The organism is Caballeronia sp. M23-90, assembly GCF_053574605.1.
In genome coordinates this window covers 19930-31167 of the sequence record NZ_JBSIPA010000026.1, presented here as the reverse complement: position 1 = coordinate 31167, position 11238 = coordinate 19930, and the positions used below count along the sequence as shown (strand labels likewise).

At 59.3% G+C, this 11238-nt stretch carries 9 protein-coding genes; 1 reads left to right on the top strand and 8 read right to left on the bottom strand.

What is annotated here, in order from left to right; all coding sequences use genetic code 11:
- Positions 1-36: 36 nt before the first annotated feature.
- The 4 genes from fdhE to fdnG all read right to left on the bottom strand — a co-directional run bounded on the left by fdhE (position 37) and on the right by fdnG (position 5789).
- Entirely contained in the window at positions 37-1032 is a 996-nt protein-coding gene (fdhE, locus tag ACRXB1_RS05000) for a formate dehydrogenase accessory protein FdhE (RefSeq protein WP_449491318.1), read from the bottom strand.
- Between the two features lie 94 nt (positions 1033-1126).
- Positions 1127-1783 (bottom strand): formate dehydrogenase subunit gamma, encoded by a 657-nt coding sequence (locus ACRXB1_RS04995; RefSeq protein WP_449491317.1) that lies wholly within the window; start codon positions 1781-1783, stop codon positions 1127-1129.
- Positions 1770-2711: a formate dehydrogenase subunit beta gene (gene fdxH, locus ACRXB1_RS04990; RefSeq protein ID WP_086383438.1), complete on the bottom strand. Its 942-nt coding sequence runs from the start codon at positions 2709-2711 to the stop codon at positions 1770-1772. Before fdxH ends, ACRXB1_RS04995 begins: the two co-directional genes overlap by 14 nt.
- Before the next feature lie 9 nt (positions 2712-2720).
- A complete protein-coding gene (gene fdnG, locus ACRXB1_RS04985; RefSeq protein ID WP_449491316.1) occupies positions 2721-5789 on the bottom strand; it encodes a formate dehydrogenase-N subunit alpha in 3069 nt (1022 codons plus the stop codon).
- Positions 5790-6023: 234 nt separating this feature from the next.
- On the opposite strand from fdnG, the gene ACRXB1_RS04980 reads away from it, so the two are divergent.
- Entirely contained in the window at positions 6024-6380 is a 357-nt protein-coding gene (locus tag ACRXB1_RS04980; protein WP_449491315.1) for a beta-xylosidase, read from the top strand.
- 21 nt (positions 6381-6401) lie between these two features.
- On the opposite strand, the gene ACRXB1_RS04975 is transcribed toward ACRXB1_RS04980, so the two are convergent.
- From ACRXB1_RS04975 to kdpC, 4 genes are all read right to left on the bottom strand, one after another.
- On the bottom strand, positions 6402-6746 hold the full coding sequence (locus tag ACRXB1_RS04975) for a hypothetical protein (RefSeq protein WP_231941475.1): 345 nt from the start codon (positions 6744-6746) through the stop codon (positions 6402-6404).
- 369 nt (positions 6747-7115) lie between these two features.
- Positions 7116-7814: a two-component system response regulator KdpE gene (gene kdpE / locus ACRXB1_RS04970; RefSeq protein WP_449491314.1), complete on the bottom strand. Its 699-nt coding sequence runs from the start codon at positions 7812-7814 to the stop codon at positions 7116-7118.
- Positions 7811-10606, bottom strand: coding sequence for a DUF4118 domain-containing protein (locus tag ACRXB1_RS04965; RefSeq protein WP_449491313.1), 2796 nt, complete (start codon positions 10604-10606; stop codon positions 7811-7813). The genes kdpE and ACRXB1_RS04965 overlap by 4 nt, the downstream gene beginning before the upstream one ends.
- Positions 10606-11187, bottom strand: a complete 582-nt coding sequence (gene kdpC / locus ACRXB1_RS04960) for a potassium-transporting ATPase subunit KdpC (RefSeq protein WP_062002240.1) — start codon at positions 11185-11187, stop codon at positions 10606-10608. Before kdpC ends, ACRXB1_RS04965 begins: the two co-directional genes overlap by 1 nt.
- Positions 11188-11238: the final 51 nt, after the last annotated feature.

Here is an 11238-nt window from a genome sequence, read left to right as displayed (position 1 = left end):
TCGGCGCTCGTTACATCGCTCACAAACCGATCCTCTTCAATTGGACTCGCCAGCCTGGTCAGTTTTATCGTCGACTTGTTCCGGCCATAGCCACGGATGCGGTGACGCCCGCCGGTAGCCTTCCTCTCCCATCAGCAGATCCAGCGTCAAGCTGGCTAGATCGTCGGCGAAGGGTTCGAAGTCGTAATCCTTGTCCTGGAAGCCAATCTTTCGGTAGGTATGGCATTCGTCGCACGACTCCGCTTTGAGCGGCGCTTTCTTCGATTCTCTTTCCTTCGTTTCGGTATCAGCATCCGGTGTTCCCAGTGCGTGATAGGCGATGCCTTTGGTCGAATCGCAGTTCGAACATTTTGCGCGGACCATGTGCCATTCGGTGGCGCACAGGCCGCATTGAAGAAAGCGGTAATTCTCGTACGCGCCGCCAAGGCGCACCATGCTCGCGACCGGATGCGATCCGCACACCGGGCACAGGCCCAGCGTTTCGATGTACGGTACATCCCGTTTGTCGATATCCGCCGCGAGGTCCGTCCAAACTACTTGCAGCGCCGCCGATATGAACGGTGCGCTCGCCGGATCGACTTCGGCGAAGCGCTGCGCAAAAATGGCGTCGGCTTGCGTTTCGAGCGTGGCGGAGTCGAGCGACTTGAGCTTCGCAATCAGTTGCTCCAAAGCAGGCGTCAGCGGACCGGCGGCCTTGAGTTTGTCGAGCAGGCGAACGAGCACATCTTGCCACGCAGGATCGCGCACGCCGGACAGCGCGGGAATCAACGGCATGGAATGCTGCTGCGCGCTTGCAATCAACGCCGCGCTCGGCGCCCGGGCCTTGAAATCCTGGATCACGTCATGCTGGGCGTCGGCAAGCGCCGCCATCAGGCGAAGGTATCCCGCGATCGGATTGCTGCGTTCGGCAAGCGCCCGCAGACGCGCTGCGCGCGCGAGAAATACCGTGGCGCGCTCGGGCGTCCGAATGCGCGGTATGGCGGATTGATCGAGCGATTCGATATCGCCCGCTTCCAGAATGCGTTGAACCACGTTTGTCGACCTCTTGAAACTGAAGAGCCGCCGCGTTTTTCCAAAGACAAAGAACGGCGGCGGCCCGGTTACACCGGATGCTGAACAATCGGACTTACTTGCCGATGATTTCCTTGAACCATCTGGGGTGATGCTTTTTCGCCCAGCCGTAAGTCACGGTGCCGCGCGTCACTGCTCCGATCGATCCCTTGATCCACAACGCCGCATAAATATGCACCACGATCCCGACGATCAGTACGAACGCTGCAGCAGCATGCACGACGGCAGCGAGGCGAATGATCTCGATCGGAAAATAAAACGAGAAATACCGTCGCCAGATCACGATGCCGCTTGCCAGAAGCAGCAGCAGGCACGCGACCATGGTGAAGAACAGCAGCTTCTGACCGGCGTTGTACTTGCCAATGGCAGGGAGTTTTTCCTCGCGATTGTTGAGGACGTCGTCAATCTGACGCATCCACTGCAGGTCACTCTTGTCCAGATAGTTATGGTGCCAGAAACGCAATGCAAGGATCAGGAACGAGAGAAACATCACGCAGCCAATGAACGGATGCAGGATGCGCGTCCATTGCCCGCCGCCCAAAAGCGCATACAACCACGACATGGCCGGATGAAACATGGCAAGTCCGGACAGCGCCAGCAAGATGAACGTGATGGCGGTGATCCAGTGGTTGGTGCGTTCATTCGGCGTGTAGCGCTGGATCAGCCCGTTGCCCTTCACGTCGCGCAGAACAGCGTCTTTATCGTGTTTCATCGGATGCCTCCCGTGAACGGCGTGCCTCAATGGCTTCAGCAGCTTCATGCTGTGCTTCGGCTTCTTCCGCCTCCGACACCTCATTCGGCCCGACCCGCGTGTAGTGGAAGAAGCCCGCTAACGCGGCCATCGCGATGCCGGCGAGCGCCAGCGGTTTCGACAACCCCTTCCACAGCGACACGAACGCGCTGATCTTCGGATTCTGCGGCAAGCCGTGATAGAGGTTGGCTTTGTCGGCGTGATGGAGCACGTACATGACATGCGTGCCGCCCACCCCTGCAGGATCGTACAACCCTGCGTTGGCAAAACCTCGCTCCTTCAAATCGACCACGCGATCCGCCGCCTGCTGCTTCATGTCCTCTTTGGTGCCGAACATGATGGCGCCGGTCGGGCAGGTCTTCACGCATGCCGGTTCCTGTCCAACTGCAACGCGATCCGAGCAGAGCGTGCATTTGTAAGCACGATTATCCTGCTTCGAAATACGCGGCACGTTGAACGGGCAACCCGTCACGCAGTAGCCACAGCCAATGCAGTTCTCCTCGTGAAAATCCACGATGCCGTTCGTGTACTGAACGATCGCCCCCGGCGACGGACACGCCTTCAAACACCCCGGGTCCTCGCAATGCATGCAGCCGTCCTTGCGGATCAGCCACTCGAGATCGCCTTCAGTGTTCTCGTATTCCGAGAACCGCATGACCGTCCACGAATGCTCGGACAGGTCACGCGGGTTGTCGTACACGCCAATAGAGTCGCCGACTTCGTCGCGCAAGTCGTTCCATTCCATGCACGCCGTCTGACACGCCTTGCAGCCGATGCACTTCGATACATCGATCAGCTTCGCAACCGTTCCCGTAACGGGAACGCGAACCTGCGGCTCCGGCAGCGTCGTGGCAGAAAGACGTTTGATATCCAGTGATTGCAGTGCCATCTCTTTTCCTTATGCCTTTTCGACCTTGACGAGAAACGACTTGAATTCCGGTGTTTGCGAATTCCCGTCGCCCACGGAAGGCGTCAGCGTATTGACGAGATAGCCTGGCTTCGTGAGTCCCTTGAAGCCCCAATGCAGCGGCAATCCAACTGTTTGTACCTTCTTCCCTTCGATCATCAAGGGTTTGATCCGCTTCGTCACGACCGCGACAGCCACGATATGCCCGCGGTTCGACGACACCTTCACGCGATCCCCCGCGACCACGCCCACTTCCTTTGCCAGGTCCTCGCCGATTTCCACGAACTGTTGCGGCTGCACGATCGCGTTGAGGCGCGCGTGCTTGGTCCAGTAGTGGAAATGCTCGGTCAGACGGTACGTAGTGGCCGTATGCGGGAAATTCTCGTGCGTACCGAACGCGGCCCGGTCGTCCGGGAACACGCGCGCCGCCGGATTGCTGACGACCGCCTTGTTGTCCGGGTGCATGGGGTTATAACCTAGCGGATTTTCGAACGGCTCGTAGTGCTCGGGGAACGGCCCTTCCACCAGGCCATCGCGCGAGAAGAAACGTGCAACGCCCTCCGGATTCATGATGAACGGATTCATGCCGTTTTCGGGCGGTTCGTCCGCCTTGAAGTCGGCGATATCCGCGCCAGCCCACGCCTTGCCGTTCCACGCAATCAGCTTGCGGGTCATGTCGAACGGCTTGCCGCTGACATCGCACGATGCACGGTTGTACAAGATGCGCCGGTTCGCAGGCCATGCCCACGCCCAGTTCAACGTATTGCCGATACCGGTCGGGTCCGAGTTGTCGCGGCGGCCCATCTGGTTGCCGGCCTGCGTCCACGCTCCGCAGAAAATCCAGCAACCGCTTGCCGTGCTGCCGTCGTCGCGAAGCAGCGCGAAGCTCGACAACTGCTCGCCCTTCTTGGCGAGGACCTTGGTTTTATCGGTGACGTCGGTTACGTCGTCGAGCGCCTTGCCGTTGAACTCCATTGCGATTTCTTCAGGCGTCGGGCTTTCCGGATCCGAATAAGGCCAGCTCATGTTGACGATAGGATCAGGATACTTGCCGCCCTGCTCCGTGTACGCCTTCCTGATGCGCAGCCACAGGCCCGACATGATCTCGAGATCGCTCTTCGATTCACCCGGGCCGTCCGCGCCTTGCCAATGCCACTGCAACACACGGCTCGAACTCACCAGCGAACCGCGTTCCTCCGCGAAACACGTGGTCGGCAAGCGGAACACCTCAGTCTGGATCTTCGATGCATCCACGTCGTTGAACTCGCCAAAGTTCTTCCAGAACTCGGACGTTTCAGTAGCGAGGGGATCCATGATGACGAGCCACTTCAGCTTGGCGAGACTCGCGCCGATCTTCGACTTGTTAGGCGCCGCCGCGAGCGGGTTAAACCCCTGCGCAATGTAGCCGTTCATCTTGCCCTGGTTCATCAGCTCGAACACTTGCAGCATGTCGTAGGACTTGTCGAGCTTGGGCAGGTAGTCGAAGCCGAAGTTGTTTTCAGCGGTCGCGTTGGATCCCCACCACGACTTCATGAAGCTCACATGGAACGCACGATAGTTGCGCCAGTAGCTCAACTGGTTCGGACGCAGGGGCTGGGTTGCACGCTTCTTGATGTAATCATCGAAGTCCTGCTCGCCTTCCATGGGCAACGTCATATAGCCCGGCAGCAAGTTCGACATCAACCCGAGGTCGGTCAACCCCTGGATGTTCGAGTGGCCACGCAGCGCATTCATGCCGCCGCCTGCAATGCCGATATTACCCAGCAGCAATTGCACCATCGCGCCGGTGCGGATGATTTGCGAGCCAACGGAATGATGCGTCCAGCCAAGCGCGTACAGGATCGTACCGGCGCGACCCGGAACCGCGGTCGATGCCAGCATCTCGCAGACCTTCAGGAACTTCTCCTTCGGCGTGCCGCAGATCTTCTCGACCTGCTCGGGCGTATAGCGCGAATAGTGCTGCTTCATCAGGTTGTACACGCAGCGCGGATGCTGCAGCGTGGGATCGATCCTGGCGTATCCATCGTCGCCGCGTTCATAGTCCCAGGTCGTTTTATCGTAGCTGTGCTTGTCCGCGTCATAGCCGGAATACAGGCCGTCCGAAAACGCGAAGTCCTCACGGACAATGAACGGGAAGTCCGTGTAATTCTTGACGTATTCGTGCTGGATCTTGTCGTTGGTCAGCAGGTAATTGATCACGCCGCCCAGGAACACAATGTCCGATCCCGTCCGAATTTGCGCGTAATAATCCGCGACCGATGCTGTCCGCGTGAAGCGCGGATCGACCACGATCAGCCTTGCCTTACGATGCGCCTTGGCTTCGGTGACCCATTTGAAACCGCACGGGTGTGCCTCGGCTGCATTGCCGCCCATGACCAGAATCACATCCGCGTTCTTGATGTCGACCCAATGGTTCGTCATCGCTCCACGGCCAAACGTCGGGGCAAGACCTGCCACCGTCGGGCCGTGTCAGACACGTGCTTGATTGTCGAATGCGAGCATGCCAAGACTGCGAATGGTCTTGTGCGTCAGATATCCAACTTCATTGCTACCGGCCGATGCTGCAAGCATGCCGGTGGTCAGCCATCGATTGACCTTCTTGCCGTCTTCCGTGGTCTCGACAAAATTCGCGTCGCGGTCGTCCTTCATCAGCTTGGCGATGCGGTCGAGCGCGTCCTCCCACGACATGCGTTTCCATTCATTCGATCCCGCCGCGCGATATTCCGGGTACTTCAAACGACTCGGGCTATGAATGAAATCGATGAGACTTGCGCCTTTGGGACACAGCGTGCCGCGATTGACCGGATGATCCGGATCGCCTTCGATATGAATAATGCTTGATTTGGCGTTCTTGGCGTTGTCGCCGAGACCGTACATCAGGATGCCACAGCCGACTGAGCAGTACGGGCAGGTATTACGGGTTTCGGTGGTACGCGACAGTTTGTACTGGCGGACTTCCGCTAATGCGGGTGCCGGCGAGAAACCCATCAGGGCCAGGCTCGATCCGGCAAGCGTGCTTGCGGAAACTTTCAGGAACTGTCGCCGGGACATTTGTAACATCGTGCGCCTCGGACTTTATGGGGGACCGGGGTGGATTATAAAGTCGCGGGCTGAATTTCGCAGAAAGGTTCGCGCAAAGCTTTGCCGGGTGGACCTGCGAACGTCTTAAATATCCGCAGAGAAACCAAAATACGGGCCTTGACGTAATCACTAAGTAATGTGTTGATACTTGTTGGTAATGATCAGGCATCGTTCATGCGTCCGCCCATATTCATTTAACTCACTCGCGCGCTCATGGCTCATCAAACTGAAAAACAGGTATTGTCCCTAAATAAATACAATCAATTCCGCAAGCGTCTGCTTCCGCATTCGACAGCGGTTTTGCTAGGGAGCTTGTTGCTTGCGTTCAGCACGTACAGCCTAGCGCAGATTTCGCAAGGAAACGGGAGCTCGTCGCAAGATAACCGGACGTCGGCGGCCGGAACCTCGCCTGACGCGTCCACATCCACCGTACACGAGTCGCTCAAGCCGCAATCGAAGGACGCTACCGGGAACGGGCGAGGCATGACTGCCGGCAAGCATCATAAGACCGAAGGCGCCGGTGGCTTTAACAACGGTCTGTACGGAACAGGCGCGGGCAGCAACAAGTGAGCCGACGCCTAAGCAGGCAATCTACAAACCTACTGCTGCCGGATTCATTTCTATATGCAGAATCACTAGCCAGGGCTTGGGGCAGTCCGGCGAAATCTTGAGCGCCGGATTAGTCTTGCTGACCGGCGTAATGCATCCTTGCTCCCGAGCGCGCAAATATGCGCGCCGGGCATCGCCCTGCAGCCACATGCTTACCAGCCCGCAAGTAACGAAGCTGAAAATAGTCGTGACGAAGGTCGGCGTGTTCGGGTCGAGCTGGCTTACGACATAAGCAAATGCGGAGGTCATCACCTGGTTTGCGACGATCGCCACACAAATGACCTTGGCCGTTCCCCTGATACGCATCGCGGTATGAAGCTTCAACACGGTTGTGCACTCTTGGTTGTTCTGGTGTATTCATTTGCAGCGGGCTTAGGCCCGGGGGCAAACAGCTTGATGCAATTTAATTAAAGCAGGCGCGACGTCAATACTTTGGAAAATCCACGCCCCTATGCGTAAAAATCATCTCAAGGCGCCTTGGTCGACTCATCCCTCGACTCATGCAGGCTCGCCGAGAACTGACGCATATGAAAAGCCACGCGCTGCGCGTAGCCTTTGGCGCGCGCTTTCAATGCTCGAAGTGAATGCATTGCGGAGTCTTGTGATGAGAGTTCACGAAGGCTACGCTGCTTGACGTGTCGATCAGGATAAAAGTGTGGCATCCGCTATCAATAACGCGTCAAAGTCAGCGATTCACTATTGCGTCCCTGCCAGCCTGTAGCCAACGCCGGTCTCGGTCAAGATATGCAGGGGTTGCGTGGGATCGGCTTCCAGCTTGTGCCTGAGATGCCCCATATAAACGCGCAGGTAATGCTGGTTCTCCACATATGCAGGTCCCCACACTTCCCGCAGCAACTGCTGATGCGTAATCACGCGGCCGGCGTGGCGGGCCAGCGTTGTCAACAACCGATATTCGATGGGCGTGAGATGTATCTGCGCACCATCGCGCGTGACCCGTCTTTCCGACAGATCCACCGTGACCGTGTCAAAGCGCACCTGCGGCGTTTCCTGCTGGCCACCACGATTTCGCCGCCGCAACTGCGCGCGGATGCGCGCAAGAAGCTCGGACACGCCAAAGGGTTTCGTGAGGTAATCGTCCGCGCCGGCGTCGAGCGCCGCGACCTTTGCGTCCTCATGGGTTCGCGCCGACAGCACGATCACAGGTTGCTCGGTCCAAGTGCGTAACTCCCGGATGACATCGATGCCATCAGTATCCGGCAAACCCAGATCGACCACGATCAGGTCCGGCAAACGAAAGGCCGCTTCTCGCAAGCCCTGTTGCCCGGTTTCCGCTTCGAACACATTCATGCCTTGCGCTTCCAGCGTCGTGCGTACGAACCGGCGAATCTGCTTGTCGTCCTCGATCACGACGACGGTCAACGTGGGCTCGCTCATGGGCGGTCCGCGTTCGATGCAACATCTGGCGGCTCGGCACTGCTTTCATCGGGAAGGGCTTCGAAGGGCGGCGTTCCGCTTGCCGGCAACGTGAACCAGAAACGCGCGCCCAGCACGTTTCCGTCAGCGCCCCGGCGGTTTTCAGCGCCGATCTTTCCTCCATGCGCTTCGACTATCGCGCGGCAAATCGCGAGACCCAGACCGATTCCCGGCTTGGCCGACTCCTTTTCGCCGCGCGTGAATTTATCGAAGAGAATCGGCTGGATGCCCGAGGGCAAGCCGGGTCCGTCGTCATCCACGCACACCCTCACGAAGCGCTCGCCGTCATGGTCTTCGACCGCCGCCTTGATGAAGAGGCCCGCTCCGGCCTGCGTGTATTTGGCCGCGTTCTCGAACAGGTTGGCGAGCAGGCGTTCCATCAGAACCGCGTCGAGTTGTATCAGCGGAAGATCCGCGGGCACACGCACTTGCACAGGATGTCCCGCAAGCGTTCGGCGGCACACCGCGAGCGCTGCACCGACCACTTCTTCGAGCATGAGCCACTGGCGATTGAGCCGTATGCTTCCCGCCTGCAGGCGCGCCATATCCAGCAGGTTGGTCACAAGCCCGCTCATGCGCAGCGCCTCTTCATGAATTGCATGAACCAGCTCGCGGGAGTTGTCGGAGGCGGCATCGGGCGCGCGGCGCTGTTCTTCAAGCATGGATGCAAAGCCGACAATCGAAGTAAGCGGCGTGCGCAAATCGTGCGAGATGGCCGACAAAAGCGAGTTGCGCATGCGCTCCGACTCCATGTTCACCAATGCGTCCTGCGCGATCTCGACGTAATGCACGCGTTCCAGCGCCAGCGCGATTTGCGAAGCGAAGGTATCGATCATGCGTTGCTGCTCGGGCACCGCGAGTTCTTCCGGGTTTGCGGTGATCAGCGCGAGGACGCCACGCGTACGCATTGGCGCCTTCAGCGGCAGATACAGCGCATGGCTTGCAGGCAACGTATCCGTGCCGCGTCCCGCCGGCTTCTGCTGGTCGTACACCCATTGCGCAATGTCCAGGTCGAGCCCGGACGCATCGAGCGTCACTTGCGGGTCGGGATCGTCCATCTTCTGCCGGACCTTCTCCGTGCTGTCCGGGAGAAGGACCGCGACCTTGGCCTGGAAAATCTCGCCCACATGCCGCGATCCTATTTCGATGATCTGCTCCGTCATCAACGCGCCGCCAAGTTCGCGCGTCATCGCATACATGGCGCCGGTGCGGCGCTCGCGTAATGACGCAACCCGCGCCTGACGGCGCAGGTTAGACGTGAGTTGGCTGATTGTCAGTGATGTGAGCAGCATCACAAAGAACGTCAGCAAATACTGCGTGTCCGATACCGCGAAAGACATCTCCGGCGGAACAAAAAAGAAATCGAATGCGGCGACGCTCAGGAACGAGAGCAGCACACCCGGGCCGCGCCCCAGCCGAACAGCGGCATAGACCACACCGAGCAGATACAACATCACAAGGTTCGTCAGATCGATGTGATGCGACAACAGCCGTGCCACCGCTGTAATACCGACTCCGACTGCAACCGTATGGAAATACGCATTGGGCGGCGAGCGGTCTTCGTTCAAGACGCCCGAGAACCTCGGCATGCGCTCACCCTGCTCGCCCGCTTGTTTCGCCGCGCCCGCGCCGACCAGGGTCACATCGATATCGTTGGCGAACCGGACAATCGATTCCGCAACGGGCTGATCGAAGACGCGCCGCCATGTAGGGGCATCGGAGGCGCCCGCCACGATCTTCGATACATTGCGCATGCGCGCGTACGCAACCAGCGTCGCGGCCGCATCCGTGCCGTCGAGCGTGACCGTCTCGGCGCCCAGTTCGGACGCGAGCTTGAGTGCGTCGAGCGTACGCTTGCGCCATACGTCGGGCAGACGTTGAAGCTTGGGCGTCTCGACATATACAGCAAGCCAGTCGGCCTTCAGGCTTGCGGCCAGGCGCGCGGCAGAGCGGACCAGCGCGGCGCTTTCGGGACCCGGACCAATGCACGCGATCAACCGCTCGCGCGCCTGCCAGATCCGGCTGATCGACTGATCCGCGCGGTACTCTCGCATCTGCGCGTCCACCCGGTCCGCGGTACGCCGCAGCGCGAGTTCGCGCAGCGCAATCAGATTGCCCTTGCGGAAAAAATTCCTGACCGCATTGGCGGCTTGTTGCGGCAAGTACACCTTGCCGTCCCTCAACCGGTCGAGCAGCTCTTCGGCCGGCAAGTCGACTAGCGTGACTTCATCGGCGAGATCGAATACGCGATCCGGCACGGTCTCCCACACGCGAACGCCGGTGATCTGCCCGACGATATCGTTGAGACTTTCCAGGTGCTGCACGTTGACCGTGGTGTACACGTCGATGCCGGCATCGAGCAGCTCGTACACATCCTGCCAGCGCTTCAGATGCCGCGCGCCCTGCACATTCGAGTGCGCGAGTTCATCGACGAGAATCAGTTGCGGCTTTCTTGCGAGCGCGCCGTCGAGGTCGAACTCGGGCAACTGATGTCCACGATATTCATACGTGGTCAGCGGTACGGCTTCGAGCCCCTCGACGAGCGCGAGCGTCTCCTTCCTGCCATGCGTCTCCACAATACCGACAACGGTATCGATACCCTCGTCGCGGCGCCGGCGCCCGGCTTGCAACATCGCATAGGTCTTCCCGACACCAGCCGATGCACCGAAGAAAATCTTCAGCTTGCCGCGCTGTTTCTTCTCTTCGTCGCGCTGGATCTTGTCGAGCAGCTCGTCGGGGTCGGGACGGTCCATCAGCTTGCGGGCTTCAGTTCGTCAAGCGCGAGGTTCAGCTTCAACACGTTCACACGCGCTTCGCCGAGGATCCCGAATTGACGGCCGCTGGTCGCGCGTTGAACGAGTGCATCGACATCGTTATGCGAGAGCTTGCGCGCCTTCGCGACGCGGTCAATCTGGTATGCGGCCGCAGCGGGGCTGATCTCAGGATCGAGACCGCTGCCCGACGAGGTCACGAGATCGACGGGAACCGGGGCCGTATTGGCGGGATCGGCATCGTGCAACGCGCTGATGCGGCCTTTGACTTCATCGGCGAGCGCGGGATTGGTCGGGCCGAGATTCGAGCCGCCCGATGCAGTCGGGTTATACGGATTCGGCGATGTTGCCGAGAGACGGCCCCAGAAATAACCGGGTGCATCGAACTGCTGGCCGATGAGTTCAGAGCCGATCGGTTTGCCGTTCTTCTCGATCACACTGCCGTTCGACTGACCCGGAAACGCAGCGTGAGCCACGGCGGTGACGACGACCGGATATACGAGCCCGGTCACAATGGTCAACGCCGCGAACAACACGATCACAGGACGAATGATGTTTTTCATGATGAACTATCCAGTTAAAAATACGAGGTTCGGAGCGGCCGGAAGCAAGCG